The 17,768-nt window shown below is 67.1% G+C and carries 19 protein-coding genes; 9 read left to right on the top strand and 10 right to left on the bottom strand.

The window, feature by feature from the left end:
- Positions 1–5: 5 nt before the first annotated feature.
- The 4 genes from E0H92_RS27375 to E0H92_RS27390 are packed head-to-tail and all read right to left on the bottom strand — an operon-like array spanning position 6 to position 3,333.
- Positions 6–908, bottom strand: a complete 903-nt coding sequence (locus E0H92_RS27375) for a dihydrodipicolinate synthase family protein (protein ID WP_131498193.1) — start codon at positions 906–908, stop codon at positions 6–8.
- A gap of 31 nt (positions 909–939) precedes the next feature.
- Complete coding sequence (locus E0H92_RS27380) at positions 940–1,740, bottom strand: amino acid ABC transporter ATP-binding protein (RefSeq protein ID WP_131498194.1); 801 nt, start codon at positions 1,738–1,740, stop codon at positions 940–942.
- Complete coding sequence (locus tag E0H92_RS27385; RefSeq protein ID WP_131498195.1) at positions 1,737–2,462, bottom strand: amino acid ABC transporter permease; 726 nt, start codon at positions 2,460–2,462, stop codon at positions 1,737–1,739. Before E0H92_RS27385 ends, E0H92_RS27380 begins: the two co-directional genes overlap by 4 nt.
- A 28-nt stretch (positions 2,463–2,490) precedes the next feature.
- The gene (locus E0H92_RS27390; protein WP_131498196.1) at positions 2,491–3,333 is read right to left on the bottom strand and encodes an ABC transporter substrate-binding protein; all 843 of its coding nucleotides are present in this window, start codon (positions 3,331–3,333) and stop codon (positions 2,491–2,493) included.
- A 133-nt stretch (positions 3,334–3,466) separates the two neighbouring features.
- On the opposite strand from E0H92_RS27390, the gene E0H92_RS27395 reads away from it, so the two are divergent.
- Complete coding sequence (locus tag E0H92_RS27395; protein ID WP_131498197.1) at positions 3,467–4,534, top strand: proline racemase family protein; 1,068 nt, start codon at positions 3,467–3,469, stop codon at positions 4,532–4,534.
- 19 nt (positions 4,535–4,553) lie between these two features.
- The gene (locus E0H92_RS27400) at positions 4,554–5,558 is read left to right on the top strand and encodes a proline racemase family protein (RefSeq protein ID WP_131498198.1); all 1,005 of its coding nucleotides are present in this window, start codon (positions 4,554–4,556) and stop codon (positions 5,556–5,558) included.
- 59 nt (positions 5,559–5,617) lie between these two features.
- Here the strand turns inward: E0H92_RS27400 and E0H92_RS27405 are convergent, their stop codons facing one another.
- Positions 5,618–6,067 (bottom strand): Lrp/AsnC family transcriptional regulator, encoded by a 450-nt coding sequence (locus tag E0H92_RS27405; protein ID WP_131498199.1) that lies wholly within the window; start codon positions 6,065–6,067, stop codon positions 5,618–5,620.
- 82 nt (positions 6,068–6,149) lie between these two features.
- Between E0H92_RS27405 and E0H92_RS27410 the strand changes: the two genes are divergently transcribed.
- Both E0H92_RS27410 and E0H92_RS27415 read left to right on the top strand, forming a co-directional pair.
- Positions 6,150–7,394 carry a MalY/PatB family protein gene (locus E0H92_RS27410; protein ID WP_131498200.1) on the top strand — a complete coding sequence of 415 codons (1,245 nt, stop codon included), beginning with the start codon at positions 6,150–6,152 and terminating at the stop codon, positions 7,392–7,394.
- 189 nt (positions 7,395–7,583) lie between these two features.
- Positions 7,584–9,017, top strand: coding sequence for an amino acid permease (locus E0H92_RS27415; protein WP_131498201.1), 1,434 nt, complete (start codon positions 7,584–7,586; stop codon positions 9,015–9,017).
- Between the two features lie 71 nt (positions 9,018–9,088).
- On the opposite strand, the gene E0H92_RS27420 is transcribed toward E0H92_RS27415, so the two are convergent.
- The 4 genes from E0H92_RS27420 to E0H92_RS27435 are packed head-to-tail and all read right to left on the bottom strand — an operon-like array spanning position 9,089 to position 11,487.
- On the bottom strand, positions 9,089–9,745 hold the full coding sequence (locus tag E0H92_RS27420) for a GntR family transcriptional regulator (RefSeq protein WP_202873836.1): 657 nt from the start codon (positions 9,743–9,745) through the stop codon (positions 9,089–9,091).
- Between the two features lie 19 nt (positions 9,746–9,764).
- Positions 9,765–10,388, bottom strand: a complete 624-nt coding sequence (locus tag E0H92_RS27425; RefSeq protein WP_238173609.1) for a vitamin K epoxide reductase family protein — start codon at positions 10,386–10,388, stop codon at positions 9,765–9,767.
- Positions 10,385–11,125 carry a DsbA family protein gene (locus tag E0H92_RS27430; RefSeq protein WP_131498202.1) on the bottom strand — a complete coding sequence of 247 codons (741 nt, stop codon included), beginning with the start codon at positions 11,123–11,125 and terminating at the stop codon, positions 10,385–10,387. The genes E0H92_RS27425 and E0H92_RS27430 overlap by 4 nt, the downstream gene beginning before the upstream one ends.
- 14 nt (positions 11,126–11,139) lie before the next feature.
- A complete protein-coding gene (locus E0H92_RS27435) occupies positions 11,140–11,487 on the bottom strand; it encodes a hypothetical protein (protein ID WP_131498203.1) in 348 nt (115 codons plus the stop codon).
- A 145-nt stretch (positions 11,488–11,632) separates the two neighbouring features.
- On the opposite strand from E0H92_RS27435, the gene E0H92_RS27440 reads away from it, so the two are divergent.
- The 3 genes from E0H92_RS27440 to E0H92_RS27450 are packed head-to-tail and all read left to right on the top strand — an operon-like array spanning position 11,633 to position 14,322.
- Positions 11,633–12,661 (top strand): alcohol dehydrogenase catalytic domain-containing protein, encoded by a 1,029-nt coding sequence (locus E0H92_RS27440; RefSeq protein WP_131498204.1) that lies wholly within the window; start codon positions 11,633–11,635, stop codon positions 12,659–12,661.
- A complete protein-coding gene (locus tag E0H92_RS27445; RefSeq protein WP_131498205.1) occupies positions 12,658–13,746 on the top strand; it encodes a flavin monoamine oxidase family protein in 1,089 nt (362 codons plus the stop codon). The genes E0H92_RS27440 and E0H92_RS27445 overlap by 4 nt, the downstream gene beginning before the upstream one ends.
- Positions 13,747–13,770: 24 nt before the next feature.
- Entirely contained in the window at positions 13,771–14,322 is a 552-nt protein-coding gene (locus tag E0H92_RS27450; RefSeq protein WP_202873837.1) for a DinB family protein, read from the top strand.
- 7 nt (positions 14,323–14,329) lie between these two features.
- On the opposite strand, the gene E0H92_RS27455 is transcribed toward E0H92_RS27450, so the two are convergent.
- A complete protein-coding gene (locus E0H92_RS27455; RefSeq protein ID WP_131498206.1) occupies positions 14,330–15,229 on the bottom strand; it encodes a LysR family transcriptional regulator in 900 nt (299 codons plus the stop codon).
- A gap of 89 nt (positions 15,230–15,318) precedes the next feature.
- Between E0H92_RS27455 and E0H92_RS27460 the strand changes: the two genes are divergently transcribed.
- Both E0H92_RS27460 and E0H92_RS27465 read left to right on the top strand, forming a co-directional pair.
- Complete coding sequence (locus E0H92_RS27460; protein WP_131498207.1) at positions 15,319–16,605, top strand: M20 family metallo-hydrolase; 1,287 nt, start codon at positions 15,319–15,321, stop codon at positions 16,603–16,605.
- Positions 16,606–16,655: 50 nt separating this feature from the next.
- A complete protein-coding gene (locus E0H92_RS27465) occupies positions 16,656–17,765 on the top strand; it encodes a diaminopropionate ammonia-lyase (RefSeq protein ID WP_131498208.1) in 1,110 nt (369 codons plus the stop codon).
- Positions 17,766–17,768 lie beyond the last annotated feature (3 nt).

Consider the following 17,768-nt stretch of genomic DNA (forward strand, 5'->3'; position numbering starts at 1 on the left):
TGAGACTACGCCGGGAGTGCGCCGGCGTCAGCGAGCAGCGCACTGAACCGCGCGCGTGCGTCGTCGTCGAGCAGGTTGAACGGCGCCCGGACCGGACCGGCGGGGTGGCCGATCAGCTCGAGCCCGGTCTTCACCGCGGCCGCGTAGTTGTAGGACTCCAGGAAGTTGCAGATCGGCCAGATCTTCTCCCACAGCCGGCGCCCTTCGGCCAGGTCACAGCGGACTGCGACCGCGTCCCACAACTGCATGGAGAGTTCGGGGATCACGTTGGTGGCGCCCCAGACAGTTCCCTTCGCACCGCTTGCCAACCCGAAGAACGTGAGGGTGTCCCAGCCGTTGAAGGCGGTGATCTTGTCGGCGTGCGCGACCAGGAGTTCGCTGAGGGCGACGGCGTCTCCGGACGTGTCCTTGAGGTACGCCACTCCTTCGACCTCGGCCAGTCCGGCGATCTCAGCAGCCGTCAGCTTCACGCCACTGGCCGACGGGATGTTGTAGTAGACGATCGGCAGCCCGGAGGCCTTGTGGACGGCGGCAAGGTGCGCCTTCACCTCGTCCACGTTCGGGGCGTCGTAGAAGGGCGGAACGACCATCAGTGAGGCCGCGCCGACTTCGGCGGCGTGCCGGCTCAGCTCGACGGCCTCCGCGGTCGAGAGTGCACCGGTGCCGGCGATCACCGGGACCCTGCCGTCTGCCGCCTTCACACAGCCTTCGGTCAGCATCTTGCGCTCCGCCAGCGACAGCGCGGTGAACTCGCCGGTACTGCCGCCCGGCACCAGGCCGTGCACACCGGCCTGGATCAGCCGGTCGACCTGGGCCCTCAGGTTGGTCAGGTCGATCTCGGCTCCGTCGGCGCTGAAGGGCGTGATGAGAGCGACAAGGACGCCGCTGAGCGGGACAGTGGTGGTCATAGGGGGTTCTCCTCGAGTACTTGTTGGGGGATCAGTCGATGCGTACGGCGTCCACGAACGCCTTGAGCTCGGGGTTGTCGCAGTGGTTGAACGCCTGGTCCGGACTGGTGTCGACCGCGATCCGGCCGTTCAGGAAGAAGACGAGACGGTCGGCGGCCTTTGAGGCGAAGGCCATGTCGTGGGTGACGAGGCAGACCGCGAGCCCCTCCTCCTCCTTCAACCGGGCGAGTACGCCGAGCACCTCAGCCGCGACCGGCGGATCGAGGGCCGACGTGATCTCGTCGCAGAGCAAGACGGCCGGGCGCATCATCAAGGCCCGGGCGATGGCCACGCGTTGACGTTCGCCGCCGGACAGCTGCGTCGAGCGGCTGCGGATGTGATGGGCCATACCGACCTCGGCGAGCGCCTTCTCGGCCCTGGCTTCTGCCTCACTGGCGGAGAGCCCGAGGATCTTTCGCGGCGCGAGGGTGAGGTTGTCGAGGACGTTCATGTGGGGCCAGAGTGTGTAGCTCTGGAAGACCATGCCGACCCTGGCGGCGCCGTGGTTCCAGTCGGCGGTGCGTTCGCCGCCCGACCGGACCAGCTTGCCGTCGATGGTGACGTCGCCGTCCTCGGGTTCTTCCAGACCGGCGATTGCGCGCAGCAGCGTCGACTTGCCCGATCCGGACTTGCCGATGATGACGCTGACCTGTCCGGCGGCGACGTCGAAGTCGACGCCGTCGAGGACCTTGCGGTCGTGGAAGGACTTGCACAGGTTCGTGGCCCGCACCAGCGGTACGTCGTTGTTCCCGACAACGTCTGCGTGGCTGTTCAGTTCGGCTGCTTGGCTCATCGGGCTGCTCCGGTCTCAGCGGGCTTGCGAAGTTTGGGCAGGGGGGCGCGGCCGGTGCGGGCGAGCTGCCCCCGGCGCTCCAGGAAGCTGGTCAGCAGCGATACCGGGAACGCGATGCAGAAGTAGACGGCAGCGGCCGTCGTGAAGAGCTCGAGAGCCCGGTAGGACTGCGTCGCTGCGGTGTTCGCCGCGAACATCAGGTCATGGACTGCGATCGTGGACACCAGCGCGGTGTCCTTGAACATCGAGATGTTCAGCGACAGGATCACCGGGACCTGCTGCCGGAGCGCCTGCGGCACGATGATGAAGCGGAGCTGCTGGAAGCGGGTCAGTCGCAGCATCTTGCCGGCCTCGATCTGCTCGACCGGGACGGCCTGGAAGCCGCTGCGGTAGGCCTCGGCCATGAACGCGGTCAGGTTCGCGGTCAGCGCGATGACCGCGGACAGGTACCCGGGGATGGTGATCCCGGTCAGCGCCGGCAGCGCGTAGTAGATCCAGAACAGCTGGACCAACATCGGCGTACACCGGAAGATCTCAATGTAGATCTGGGCGATCCAGCGGACGATGCCGATGGCGGACATGCGGGCGACGGCGACCGGAATCGCGAGGATCATGCTGAGGATGATCGTGATGACGGCGATCTGGAGAGTGGTTCCCAGCCCGCTGAGCAGTTGCGGCCAGGCGTCGCGTACGACGCCCCAGTCGAAGTTGTAGTCCGGCATGAGAGTGACCTCGTCCTTCGGTGGTCGGCTACTTCTTCTCGAGGGCGCCGAGTTGGTCGATCGGCACGTACTTCTCGCCTGCGTAGGCGCGCTCGAGCTCGCCGCTCAGCCGGGAGGTGTTGATGGCGACGTTCAGCAGCTGCAGTGATCGCGGGTCGATACCGTCCGGCAGGCCGTAGCTGGCGCTGGCCGCGTAGATCGCCGGGTCCGGAACGAGGATCTTGTACGCCGCGTTGGCCTGCGCCTGCGACTCCGCCGTCGGCAGGTCGGTGAACACCGCAACCGCCCGGTTGGCCTGCACTGCCTGCAGCGCGTTGGTGTAGTCGGCCAGCTCGAGGATCTTCGCGCCCGCGGCCTTGACCGCGGCGGCCGGCGCACTGCCCTGGGCCACCGCGACCTGCTTGCCTGAGGCAATGACATCCTTGGAGGTCCGGTACGGCGAGTTCGCGGCGATCACGAAGACGCCTTGGTACTCGTACACAGAGTCCGAGAACTGGATGGCCTTGGCCCGCTCCAGGGTTGCGTCGAGGTTCGCCGCCGCGTCGTAGCGGCCGGCCTGGAGACCCGCGACGATGTTGCCCCAGGTCGCCGGCACCGGGGTCAGCTTCACGCCGAGAGTCTTGGCCAGATGCTGCAGCGGGATCAGGTTGGGGCCGCCCAGGACCCCGTTCTTCTCGACCGTCATCGGGGGCGCGATGGCGACTCCGACCCGCAGTTCGCCGCGGGACTTGATGTCTTCGATCCACGAGCCTGCCTTGGTGGCCGCGGATGCGCTGTCGGCGCCGCGGAAGCCGGCGCCGAAGTAGCCGCCGACGAGGGCGACGATCACCGCGGCGATCGCGGCCAGCGAGAGCTTGGTCGGTTTGTCCATGTCCTGTGACTCCTCGGGCTCCCCGTGCTTGGGTCTGTCGGAAAAGTGCAGATCGTCATACAATCTGCATTGCAGGGACCGTAGGATCGTCACCTGCAGGTGTCAAGGGTTCGCGTCGAGAAAGGTGTGCGTGATGGCCGGTACGACGCTGCTGTCGAGCGTGGATGTCCATGCAGAGGGGGAGCCAGGGCGAGTCTTGTTAGGCGGCAACTTGCTGGTCCGCGGCACGACCATGGCCGAACGGCTGGACTGGTGTATCGCGCATCTGGACGACCTGCGAACGCTGCTGCTGCGCGAGCCGCGCGGCCACCCCGCGATGTGCGGCGTCCTGGTGATGCCACCGATCACCGATCAGGCCGACGTCGCGATCGTGATCCTGGAACACGGGGGATTCCGTGCGATGTCGGGCAGCAACACGATGTGCGCCGTTACCGCGATCCTCGAGACCGGCGCGCTCCCGATCACGGCTCCGGAAACGGTCGTCCGCATCGACACCGCTGCCGGCCTGGTCGAGGCGACCGCCCGGATCGAAGGCACCAAGGTCGTGGACGTGCAGGTGCGTAACGTGCCGTCATGGGTGGAGTCCCTCGATACCGCGGTCGACGTACCCGGCTACGGCACGGTGCTTGCCGACATCGCCTTCGGCGGGCAGTACTACGTGCAGGCGCCGGCGGCCGCGATGGGAGTGGAGCTCGGCGCGGAGAATGCCCCACACATCGTCCGCGCCGGCGCGGCACTGCTCGCGGCAGCCCGGCGTCAGATCAAAGTCGAACACCCCACCGACCCGAACCTGAGCCTGATCTCCCTGGTGATGCTGCACAGCCCCTCGAACGAGCCAGGAATCTCCGGGCGGAACAGCGTGATCCTGCCGACCGGACGCCTCGACCCGGATCGCCCCGAGACCTGGCGTGGAGCACTGGACCGCTCACCGTGCGGAACCGGTACGTCGGCGCGGATGGCGTGCCTGCGCGCTCGAGGCGAACTCGGACTCGGCGTCCCGTTCGTCCACCAAGGCGTCCTCGGCACCACCTTCGAGGGACTCCTCCACGAAGAGGTCACAGTCCACGGCCGCAACGCGGTGATCCCGTCGATCCGCGGCCGCGCCTGGATCACCGGTATCAACCAGCACGTCCTCCACCCCGACGACCCGTTCCCACGCGGCTACACGATCGCCGACATCTGGGGCGAGACCTCGTACTGACACCCTTCAGGAGACTCTTGTGACCACGCACGCGTTCCGGACGATCGAGTCGCACACCGCGGGCAACCCCACCCGGACTGTTCTTTCCGGCGTCCCCGAGTTGGCGGGCGACACGATGCTCGCGAAGATGAAGGACCTCGAGTCCAATCATGACTGGGTCCGGACGTCGCTGATGTTCGAGCCGCGCGGAGGCTCGGTCATGTCGGGCTGCGTGGTCCTGCCGCCGTGCGACCCGCGAGCCGATATCGGGGTGCTGTACATCGAGGCGAGCGGTCATCTGCCGATGTGCGGGCACGACACAATCGGGCTGGTGACCGTTCTGATTCAGCATGGTCTCGTCCCGGCGGCCGAACCGACGACCCACCTGGTGCTGGACACGCCGGCCGGCCTGGTCGCCACGACTGCAGCGGTGAAGAACGGTCGGGTCACGAGCGTAACGTTCACCTCCACCCCGTCGTTCCTGTACGCCGCTGACGTATGCGTGCCTGTTCCGGGTCTCGGACCGGTGCCCGTGGACATCGCCTGGGGCGGGAACTTCTACGCCATCGTCAACGCGAGCGACGTCGGGCTCGACCTCACCGACCCCAAGGTCGGCCGTCGCATCCTGCTGGCCGAGACGATCCGCGAAAGCGTCAACGAAACCGTTGAGGTGGTCCATCCGGAGCTGGACGGAGTCCGCGGCGTGACGCACGTCCAGTTCATCGGACCGGCCCGTCGTCCGGGGGCGACCAACCTTTGTTCGGTGGTGATCCGTCCGGGCGGTGCGGACCGCTCGCCGTGTGGAACCGGTACGTCGGCGCGTACCGCCAGCTTGGTGGCCAAGGGCAACCTTCTGGTCGGTGAACCGCTGGTCCACGAGAGCATCACCGGCGAGATCTTCTCGTCGGTACCGATCGAACGCGTCCAGGTCGGCCCGTTCCCCGGCGTCCGCAACAAGATCACCGGCACCGCCTTCGTCACTGGAACGGCCGAGTGGAGCATCGACCCGGACGACCCGCTGCGCAACGGATTCCTGGTGATGTAACGCCGAAGGGTTGATGTCGGCCCGCAGGTGTCCGGGACGAGGACGGGCACGGCATGGGCTCAGCGGACGGGATATGGCCGCAGTGGCACGGAGTTCTTCATCACGATCGTCGAGTTGAGCCCGGCGACTCCGGGCAGGTGCACAAGCGTCGACTCGTACAGCTTCTGGTAGGCGGCCAGATCGGCACTGACCACGCGGATCAGGTAGTCCGGCTCGCCGAAGAGCCGTTGCGCCTCGATGATCTGGGGGACGCCGGCAATGGCCGCATCGAACGCGTCGACGGAGGCTGGGCGGTCCAGTGTTGCGAAGACCAGTACCTCGAACCCGAGCCCCAGCGCCGAAGGATCGGCGACGGCCCGGTAACCGCGCAGTACGCCGTCGTCCTCCAAGGTGCGCACCCGTCGTTGGCAACGGGAGACGCTCAACTGCACCCGGTCGGCGAGTTCAGTGAGTGTGATTCGCCCTTCGCTCTGCAGGAGAGCAACAATCTCGCGGTCGATCGCGTCCACACTGCGAATTCTATCGCGTTCAACGGTCAGATGGGCAAAAAAGGCGAACACCTTGCGCGACTCCGGTCGTACCGTTGAACACATGCACCTCGACACCGCCCTCAGTCCTCAGAACGGTCCCGATCCGCGCGACGCCCGTACCTCCGTCTTCGACGAGGTGGTGGACCGGCGTACGTCGAACTCGATGAAGTGGGCGTTCGGCAACGAGTTGCTCGCGCCGGATGAGGTCGCGGCTGATCCGCTGCCGATGTGGGTGGCCGATACCGATTTCAAGGCTCCGCAGGTTGTTCTGGACGCGCTGCATGAGGCGGTGGACTACGGGATCTTCGGTTACCCGGGAGGCCCGACCGCGAGCTACCTGGACGCGGTGGTTGGCTGGCAGGAGCGCCGGTTCGGCTGGGACGTACCGCCTGAGTGGGTGCTGCAGACCGCGGGGATCATCACCACGCTCAAGACCGCCGTACAGGCGTTCTCGGCCCCCGGGGACTCGGTTCTGATCCAGCCTCCTGTGTACGCGCACTTTCACAACGACGTACTGCTCAACGGCCGCCACCTGGCCTACGCGCCGCTCGAACGCACTGACAACGGCTACCGATTCGACGCGACCACCTTCGAGGCCGCGATCCGGCCCGACACGAAGCTGTTCATCCTCAGTCACCCGCACAACCCGACCGGGAACGTCTGGTCGGAGGACGAACTGCGCACGATGGGGGAGATCTGTGCCCGCCACGGGGTCCTGGTGGTGTCCGACGAGATCCATCAGGACCTGATCTTGAACCCTGGCAAGAAGCACATCCCGTTCGCGTCGCTCGGACCGGAGTGCGCCGCCAACAGCATCACTTGTACTTCGCCGAGCAAGACGTTCAACCTGCCCGGCCTGCAATGTGCCAACGTGTTCGTGCCTGACCAGAGGTTGCGCGAGGAGTTGGCCCGGCAGTACGAGCGCAACATCTTCCCGATCGGCAACCTGCTCGGCATGGTCGCGGCTGAGGCCGCCTACACCCACGGCGAGGCCTGGCTGGAAGAGCTGCTGACCTATCTGCGCGGAAACCACACCCGCTTCGCCGACGCCGTGAACGGTGCCACCGACAAGGTGCGCGTCCTACCGGCCGACTCGCTCTACCTGACCTGGATGGACTGTCGCGGTCTGGGCATGGACGCCGCGACGCTGGACAAGTTCATGCTCACCAACGCCCGGCTGTGGCTCGACAAGGGCCAGAAGTTCGGTCTCGAAGGCCACGGCTACATGCGCGTCAACCTCGGCTGCCCCCGCTCCACCGTCGAGGAAGCCATCACCCGCCTCACCACTGCTGTCACCGACCTGTAGCAGTCCATTCCCGGTCCGCTCGATCCGGACCAGGCCCGAAGTCCCACCGGCCCGACTCGGCCAGCCCCACGTTCTCCCGGCACCCGGGAGGGCGGCATCCGCAACACCTCACAGGGCACGTCCAACCAGTACCCGAGTCGGGTCGGTCGTGCCTGCCCACATCGCTGCGTACACGAAGGACATCCGACCATGGGAACCTCGAACACACGCGTTAGCCGGCACTTCGAATCCGAGAACCTCCGCCGCGACCTGGACAGCCGGCACATCCGGATGATCGCGATCGGTGGAGCAATCGGCACCGGGCTCTTCTACGGCTCCGGATGGGCGATCAAGACGGCCGGGCCAGCCGTCATCCTCACGTACGTCGTCGCAGCAGTCGCGATCTACTTCGTGATGCGTGCTCTCGGTGAGATGTCGGTCGAGGAGCCGGTGTCCGGCGCCTACGTCTCCTACGCCAATCGCTACATCCACCGCTTCGCCGGCTTCCTCAATGGCTGGAACGCCTTCGTCTTCCTGCTCGCCACGAGTGCGGCCGAGCTCAATGCCTTGGGCCGCTATGTCCAGTACTGGCAGCCGGCGATGCCGATCTGGGTGACCGCCGCGGTCGCGGTGCTCGTGATGTTCGCCGTCAACATCATCGGAGTACGGTTCTACGGCGAGTCCGAGTTCTGGTTCTCGATGATCAAGATCGTCGCCATCGTCGCGTTCATCCTCTTCGGGTGCGCCTTGATCTTCTTCGGCGTCGGCAACAACGGGCACCCGATCGGCTTCGGCAACCTGACCAACCATGGCGGGTTCTTCCCGCAGGGCATCGGCGGCTCGTTGCTCTCGATCGTCATGGTGGCGTTCGCGTTCGGGGGGATCGAGAACCTCGGCCTGACGGCCGGGGAGGCGAAGGACGTGGCGACCACCATGCCCAAGGCCGTCAACTCGACCTTCTGGCGCCTGCTCATCTTCTACGTCGGAGCGATGACTGTCCTCGTCATCATCTTCCCGTGGACCTCGCTGACCGGTGACAGCAGTCCGTTCGTCGAGGTCTTCGCCCGGCTCGGCATTCCCGCTGCCGCGACCATCCTCAACCTGGTGGTCATCACGGCAGTGCTGTCCGCGGTGAACGCCAGCGTGTTCACCAACAGCCGGACCTTCTACAACCTGTCCCTGCAAGGGAACGCTCCCGCGTTCCTGGGTGTCGTGAACAAGCGGAACGTACCCGCACGGGCGATCTTCCTCGTGTTCGGGGCGATGCTGGCCGGCGTACTCCTCAACCTGTTGATGCCCGGCCGGGTGTTCGAGATCTTTTCTTCGGTCACCGTGTACGGACTCGTCTGTGCCTGGGCATCGATCCTGATCAGCCATCTGCGATTCCGCCGCAGCCGAGTCCGTAACGGCGACGCGGACCAGATCCGCTACAAGATGCCGTTCTCGCCCTACAGCAACTATCTCGGCCTGGTGTTCGTCGCCGCGGTCCTCGTGTGCATCGCCATCCTGCCCGACACCCGAGTCTCTCTCTTGGTCTCCGCCGGCTGGGTCGGCGTAGTCTTCATCGCCTACCGCCTCTACACCGCTCGGTCAGTCACCACGGCTACGTCGGCAGACGTTCCAGATGTTCGGCTCGAGCGCTGAGCAGGTACACCCGCCATCGGATGTGACGTCGTATCACTCGTGACTGCACTGACCTGGCGATGACTGCCTGGTCAGTGCAGGGTCGGCCGGGTCCCTGCGTCGTGCGCATCGTTGAGCGACAGGTGGGCGTACAGGGCGTTGGAGAAGGCATCCCAGTCGCCGTCGCGGGCGTGTTCCATGAGGCTCCGGTGCTCGGCCACGACATCAGCCGGTGCTTTTGCCAGCCGGTCGCCGCTCTTGGCGATGACCATGTTCTGCCGTTCCCGGAGCCGGTCGTAGGCGGCCAGCATGATGCTGTTGCCGGCCACCTCGACGAACGCCCGATGGAACTCGGTCGCCAGTTGCGCGAAGCCCGCGTAGTCGCCGGTTGTCAGCGCCTTGTGCTGTGCGGCGAGGTTGTGCTCCTGGGCTTTCGCCATCGCCTGCCGGCGAGTGGAGTCGGCGCGCTGGATGCCTGCCGTCTCCAGCGCATGCAGGAAATCTGCCGACTCCCGCATCTCTTCGGCCGTGAAGTCGCGGACCAGCGCGCCGCGCTGGGGGTAGATCGTCACCCAGCCCTCGTCCTGGAGGCGGGCCAGCGCGGAGCGCACCGGCGTACGGGACATCTCCAGCTCCGCAGCCAGTTCGTTCTCGCTGAGCATCGACCCCGGCGGGTACTTGGCCTTGATGATGCCGTCCTTGATCCCCGCATGAGCGCGATCCGCGGCCGTCGTACGGTTCGCAGTCACCAGAAGAGCCTACCGGTCATCACTGGAGCAGTGCCGAACCGAATCTGGACACGATGACTGTGGCGACGGCGAGGATCCATGCGGCGAGGGCGAAGGCGTCGGCATCCAGGGAGAGCGCCTGCTCCGCCAGTGCCTGAACCCCCGCGGGCAGCGGCAGCGTGCGGTTGCGGACGTTCAGGACCGTGATCGCCGCGAACACCAGAGTTGTCGTGAGCGTCACGAGCAGGCACCACGGGCAGAGTGCCTTGATGGCGAAGACCGACTCGAACAGCATCCAGTAGGAGAATCCCAGCCCGACGGTGCAGGCGCCCTGCGCGCACGCGAGAAGCCATCGCGGGAACCGGACCCCGGCGAGGCCGCAGACTGCGATGGTGAGCACGACGGGCTCGGTGATCAGCCCGAGAAACGCGTTCGGGAAGCCGAAGACGTGTGCCTGCTCCGATGAGCCGACCGAGCCGCAGCTCAGTACGGCGTTGATGTTGCAGGACGGGCCCGTCTGCGGATCCTGGGCAAGTCGATAGGCGTCCACCGACAAGACCAGCGAAGCGATGAGCCCGGCGGTCGACGCGAGCATGGTCTGGCCGTACAGCCATCGGGTCTTCTGCCACGGCCGCGCGGTCGTACGACGTCGTTCGATCGTCACTTGCTGCGGCCGACTGCTGCTTCGATCGCCTCGGTGAGCGGGCCGGCGATCATCAGGCTCCCGTCGAACTCCGAGCCGTTGATCAGGACGGTCGGGGTCGACTCGACCGTGGGCAGCGCGGCGTCGCTCATCTTCCGGATCCAGCCTGCGTACCTTCCGTCGACGAACTTGCTGGTCACAGAGGACGGCACACCCGCGTCCTCGCCGTATCGCGCGATCTCGGCGTCGGTCAGACCGTGGCTGTTCTCCTGTGGTTGGTGTGCGTAGAGCGCCGAGTGGAAGGCCCAGAGGTTGCTCGGGCTGTCCGCGGCCACGGTTGCCAGCGCGTTGGCCGCACGGGTCGAGTAGGCCGTACCGAGGGAAGTCGGGTCCAGGAATCGCAGCGGGCGCAACTCGAGTCTCGCCTTACCGGCGGCGGCGAGTGCCTTCAGACTGGCGCCGTTCGCCTTCTCGAACGCCCCGCAGGCCGGGCACATGTAGTCGAAGTACACCGTGACCCGCACCGGGGCGCCGGGGTCCCCGACCGGGATCGCCCCGTCGGAGGTCACGCCCTTGGGTGCGACGATCTCCGCGGAGGCGGTCGATTGCGGCGTGCGGGCGGCATGGATGACTGCGACTGCCATCGCCGCCAGCAGCCCGAGCATGATCGTGCTCCCGATGCCGCGTGCGATCCAGGCACGTCGCGCCTGCCGCTTCCGCTCTTGCTGCAATGCCGCCTGTACTTCGCGTCTGTGCAATCGCCCTCGTTTGCTCACCGGCGCGTCCCACCCTCGCCGACCAGCTCAGCACGGCGCTCGGCCCGCAGGACCGAGTCGATCACGTGCATCAGGAACTCCAGCCGCCGCCTCTCGCCCTTCAGACGTGGCAGCAAGGACTGCCGGACGGTCGCACGGGCGCGGAACTCGCAGTCGGCCGCTGTCCGGCTGATGTGTACGACGACGCGCGCGCCGGGCGCGGACACGGTGCGCCACCTCGAGTACGAGACGCGCCCGGGCTCGGTGCCGTCGAGGTCGAACAGTACGTCCGCCACGTCGGTCACGACGTCGTGCAGGTAGTCAGGTTCGCCGTCGAAGAGTCTTCGCACTTCGAGCTCGCGCATCGGGGCTTGCCTCGCTTTCGGTGTCGGAGGTCAGGCGGAATAAAACTAGGATACAAGTTGTACATCAGTAGTGAATGGATGCCGGACGAGGGTCGGCACGGTGGTCGCCGGCAGTGGGCCGGCGACCGGAAACGAGAGGACGTCCATGGTGAACACGACAACCGCGATGGCGATCGAGGCGCCGGCCTCGGCGCTGGAGGCCATCCAGGTGCCGTCTCAGGGCCCGGGCCGAGCTCAGGTGCTCGTCCAGGTCGAGGCATCCGGTGTGTGCAATGCCGACCTGGGGCTTGCCGCGGCGAAGGAGCCGGCGACGGGGTTTCCGATCGTGCCCGGTCACGAGGTTGCGGGCACGATCGCCGCGATCGGTGCCGACGTGGCCGGATGGAGTGTCGGGGATCGCGTCGCCGTCGGCTGGTTCGGTGGCAGTTGTGGGCACTGCGCGTTCTGTCGGACCGGCGACCCGGTGCACTGTGCGGAGCGACGTACGCCGGGCGTGGACTACCGGGGTGGATGGGCCGAGACCATTGTCGTGCCCGCCGACGCACTGGCACGCATACCGGAAGGACTCGACTTCGCTGACGCAGCTCCCATGGGCTGTGCCGGTGTGACAGTCTTCAATGCGCTCCGCCACGCAGGCGTCCGGGCCGGCGGGACCGTGGCCGTGTTCGGGATCGGTGGTCTGGGTCACCTCGCCGTCTCGTTCTCCAAGGCTCTGGGGTACCGCACGATCGCGATTTCCCGCGGCGACGAACGCAAGCCGCAGGCACTCGAATTGGGCGCGCAGAGCTACATCGACAGCGCCACCGAGGACGTGCCCGCCGCGCTGCAACGCCTCGGCGGCGCCGACCTGATCATCTCGACCGCATCGGCGACCGACGCCGTGTCCGGGCTGGTGACGGGCTTGCGTGTGGGCGGTCGGCTGACGCTCGTCGGCGTCGACGGCGGCCGGCTCACCATCTCCGCCGTACAGCTGGTGATGAACCGTCAGGTCGTCACCGGCAGCCTGACCGGCTCGCCTCGTGATATCGAGGAGACCATGGAGTTCGCCGTGACGAACGGTATCCGGCCGGTCATCGAGCGCATGCCCTTGGTCCAGGCAGAAGCGGCGCTGAACAAGCTCAGGCACGGCGGCGTGCGGTTCCGGATCGTGCTCGAGCCGGGAGCCGAAGGGTGACCCCTCCTGAGCAGACGGCGGTGTCGGCGTACGACGTCGCCGTCGTCGGAGCGGGTATCGCCGGACTCGTCGTTGCTGACCAGTTGCACGCAAGAGGCCTTTCTGTTCGAGTGCTCGAGGCACGTCCGGAGGTAGGCGGCCGCGCGGTCTCCGTGGAGGTCCCCGGCGGGTACGTCGACCTCGGCGCCTCCTGGATCTGGCCAGGAGAAGACCGGGTACTCGAGCTGGTACGCCGTTTCGGCATCGACCTGTTTGCTCAGGCCACCGCCGGCGACGCGATGCTCGACGTACATGGGAGCGTCGAACGTGCGGACGGCAACCCCGTCAACGTGCCCGCCTACCGGTTCGCTCGCGGCGCTCGGATCCTCGCCGAACATCTTGCGGCAGGGCTGCCGGCTGGGACCATCTGTCTTTCCGAGCGTGTCACCCGAATTGTCAGCACTGGTGATGCCGGCCCCGTCGTCGTTGAAACCACCACCGGACGGCTGCAGTGCAACCAGGTGGTCCTGGCGCTGCCGCCGGCGTTGGCAACGACGACCATTACCTTCGACCCGCCGCTGGCCGACCCGGTGGAGCGGGTTGCCCGCACGACTGCGGTGTGGATGGGCCAGGTCGTGAAGGCTGTCGCGGTGTACGAACGGTCCTTCTGGCGTGATGCCGGTCTGTCCGGCGCTGCCGTGAGCTATCGAGGGCCGTTCCGCGAGTTCCACGACCATTCGGGTCCGCCCGGTGGTCAGGCGGCCATCTTCGGGTTCGCCGACAGCCGGGAGTTCGACGGCGAGGCAGAGATTGCCGATGTGTTCCGTCGGCAGCTCGTTCAGCTGTTCGGCCCTGACGCGGACCGTCCGCTGCGGATCGTGGCACGCGACTGGAGTAGGGAGCCGCACACGACACCGTCGGCCGGACTCAGCCCGAGAGCCACGACGGCGACGTTCGGTCATCCGGTGTTCCGGTCGCCGGCCAACGGCCCGATCCACTGGGCGTCCACCGAGACCGCGACCCAGTACGCCGGCCACCTCGAAGGAGCCGTCCGCGCCGGCCTCCGTGCGGCCGACGCCATCGCAACCACCGTCACCTGCACCTGACCCGACTCACTTCGGAGACATCCTGTGAACGACTACCTGCTGCCCCTGCCCGAGTTGCTCGCCGAATACGACCGGGCCAGGGCTTACACCGACGAACTCTGGCGCGACCTCACCGCGGACGAGGTGGTGTGGCGACCCGAACCGGACTTCTCCGCGATCGGCTGGCACCTCGGCCACCAGGCCCACGTCGCCCACTTCATGATCCGCAACCTCACGGCGGCCGAACCCAGCCCGGCCCCCGAGCTCGACGGCGTGATGGACTCCGCGAATCCCGAGCAGTTCAGGGGCGCGCTTCCGACGGTCAGCCGGCTCGCCACCTTCCGCAGTACCGTTGCCGAGCGCATCCATGCCCGGGTCGGCGACATCGCCGCCGGCCGGGTGGGTGCGCCCGATCAACTGACCATCATCGCCGGCCACCTGGTGACCGCGATCGTCAATCACGAGTATCAGCACGATCAATGGATCTCCGAGGTGCGCTCCCAACGCCTCGGTCATGCATTGCCCGACGCACCCGAGTGCGACCGCCTGTCACGAGTCGACGGCTACCTCGTCCTCAACCCGCTGAACCTACGGTGACCGACCCTCACCGAGGCTGCGACGGCGGTTGAGGTGACTTGAGCGTCTCGGTTACTGCGGCGATCGCGGGGTTGGTGCGGCTTCCGCTGCGGTAGGCGAGCATGATTTCGCGCTGAGGGTGGCCGGGAACGGCCGCTGTCCGGAGTCCGCTCGGTTGTGGGTCGGTATTGAGTACGAGTTGTGGCAACAGTGCAGTGGCAAGACCGCGTTCGACGAGGAGCCGGTGCAGGAGTACGTCGGTCGATTCGTAGACGACGTGCGGTTCGAAGCCGGCTCTGCGGCACACGGCTCTGGCCCAGGCTCCAGCGCGGGTGCTGCCGGGTTCCATGGCCCAGGGCTGGTTGGCGGCGTGTTCGATCGAGGTGAGGCCTGCAGCGGCGGGGGTGGCAAGCAGCATGGGGTCGGTGGTGAGTCGTTCGACGGTGACGCCGCTGACCGGTGGGACGGGTATGCCTGGGTATTCCTCGTGGAGCACGAGGTCGAAGTCGCGGGCGACGAGTGCGGGCAGGGCGTGTTCTGCGTCGATGTGGGTGAGTTGTACTTCGAGGGCGGGGTAGGTGGAGGCGAGCGTCGCGACGGCCGGGGGCATGAGGGTGTGGGCTGCGCTCTGGAAGGTCGCCAGGCGGACCACGCCGGTGACCGCGGTGCGGGTTGCGGCGACGGCTGCTTCGGCGCGTTCGAGCTCGAGCAGGATGGCCTCGGTGTGCGTGACGAGCACGTGTGCGGCGGCAGTGAGTCGTACGCCGCGGCCGACGGGTTCAAGCAGGGGCACGCCGACCTCGCGCTCGAGGATCGTCAGCTGGTGGGACACCGACGACGGGTTGTAACCGAGAGCGTCGGCAACCGCGGCGAGGGTGCCCCGGTAGTTCAGCTCGCGCAGGAGCCGGAGGCGGCGAACGTCGTACATCACGACTCCTGTTCATGGCCGATATTCATGAGTATTGATTGGATTCATGCTATCGATCGAGGCAAAGATCGTCCTCTAGCTTGTGAGTCATGAGTGATCTGAGGACTCGGGCGGCCGCCGGCCAGACGCTGACTGTCGACGGCACGCGGTTGTGGGACACGCTGATGGAGCTCGCGAAGATCGGCGCCTACCACGACGCCGGCACCGGCCTCGTCGGAGTCAACCGGCAGTCCCTGACTGACGAGGATGCCGCGGGGCGCCGTCTGGTGATCGGGTGGATGAAGGCCGCCGGGCTCGAGGTCACGATCGACGAGATCGGCAACATCTTCGGCCGCCGCACGGGCACGGAGCCCGGCCTCGCGCCCGTGCTGGTCGGGTCGCACATCGATTCGGTGGCCACGGCCGGCGCGTTCGACGGCTGTCTGGGGGTGCTCGGCGCACTGGAGGTTGTCCGTTCCCTCGACGATGCCGGGATCAGCACCGCTCGCCCGATCGTCGTCGCGGCCTGGACCGAGGAAGAGGGCGTTCGCTTCGGCACCGACATGCTCGGCTCGGCCGTGGCGGCCGGGCGGCTGGCGCTGGACTACGCCTACGATCTCATCGACGAGGAGGGGACGCGTTTCGGCGACGAGCTGGTGCGGATCGGTTTCCAAGGCCCTCAACCGGTGCGGCTGGATCCGCCGTACGCCTATGTCGAGTGCCACATCGAGCAGGGGCCGGTCCTCGCCCGGGAAGGCTACGAAGTCGGCGTGGTCACCGGCGTGCAGGCCATCTCGTGGCAGAAAGTGACACTGCACGGCCGCGCCGCGCACGCCGGCACGACCCCGACCGAGCTTCGCGTCGACGCCGGGCTCGCGGCGGCGCAGATCGTCGTGAAGGTGCGTGAGATGGTCGACTCCGGCAGGTACGGGCGATTGCGCGCGACCGTCGGCCACCTCACGGCGTCACCGGGCCTGCCCAGCGTCGTACCGGACCGCGCGGAGTTGACCGTGGACCTGCGCAATCCCGACGACGCCCGGATGGCCGCTGCCGAGGCCGAGCTTGCCGCGTTCCTCGACCTGCTGCCCGGGGCACAGCCTGGCCTCCGGGTCGATGTCAAGCGGATGGCGAAGACCAGTGCGGTGCCGTTCGACGAGTCTGTTCAGGACGCGATCGCCGCTGCTGCGGCCGACCTGGGTCACGACACGATGCGACTGATGTCCGGCGCCGGGCATGATGCGCAGGAAATGACGGCAATCGCTCCCACTGCGATGATCTTCGTGCGTGGCGAGTACGACGGCATCAGCCACAACCCCCGTGAGTACTCGACCCTTGAAGCCTGCGCCGCCGGCATCGACGTGCTCGCCACCACCGTGCTGAGACTGGCGTCTCAGTGAGCAGCAGTTACCGCCTCGGTCGGGCAGAAGCACGGTCCGCGAAGGACCCCATGTGGCACCTCAATTCGACCGCGCGGTCGTGGACGACCACGCCCGCGACGGGTGTGACGCAGTTCCACGAATCCTTGCCGGGATATGCGCCGACCCGGCTGGTCGAGGTCCCCGGACTCGCCGCCGAACTCGGCGTGGGACGGCTGTTCGTCAAGGAGGAGTCGAGCCGACTGGGACTCCCGGCCTTCAAGGTCCTCGGCGCGGCGTACGCCGTGTCCCGCGCACTGTCGACGCGATTCGGCGAGACTGATCGCGCTCTTCCGTTGCCGAGCCTGCGCCTGCTCGCGGACGAATACGGTCCGGTCACGCTGATCGCAGCCACCGACGGCAACCACGGCCGCGCGGTCGCCCATCTCGCGCGCCTGATCGGCCTACCTGCGCAGATCTTCGTGCCTGACTCGCTGACCGGGGCCGCGAAGGCCGGCATCGCCTCCGAAGGGGCGCAGACGACCGAGCTGGCCCTCGACTACGACGATGTGGTGATGGCGGCCCGCCAGGCAGCATCCGTCGCCGGACCGGACGCGTTGCTGATCCAGGACACCGCCTGGCCCGGCTACACCGAGATCCCGCAATGGATCGTCGACGGCTACAGCACCTTGTTCACTGAAGCCGACATTCAACTCGCCGCAATCGGTGCGGCGTCACCGGCGCTGGTCGTCGTACCGATCGGAGTCGGCTCACTCGCCCAAGCCTCGGTACGTCATTACCGCTCAACCACACGCGTCCGTCACCTGGCCCTGCTCGGCGTCGAACCCGAGAACGCTCCGGCGATCGTCACTTCCCTCAACGCCGGCAAACTGCTGACGGTACCGACGCGACAGACGATCATGGCCGGACTCAATTGTGGCACCCCCTCGCACGGTGCGTGGCCCGACCTGCGATCCGGACTCGACGCCGCCGTGACCGTCACCGATTCGCAGACAGCGACCGCTGTCCACGACCTCGAGGCGGCCGGTATCGACTCCGGCCCGTGCGGTGCCGCCACCTTGGCTGCCGGCAGGGTTGTTCTCGACCGATACCGCGACGACTTCGCAGTACCGCCGGACGCCACGGTGCTGCTGCTCAGCACCGAAGGCCGAGCAGCCAACCCGCTCCCCGAAGACGTGTGATCG

This window comes from Kribbella speibonae (assembly GCF_004331375.1).
Taxonomy (GTDB): Bacteria; Actinomycetota; Actinomycetes; order Propionibacteriales; family Kribbellaceae; genus Kribbella; species Kribbella sindirgiensis.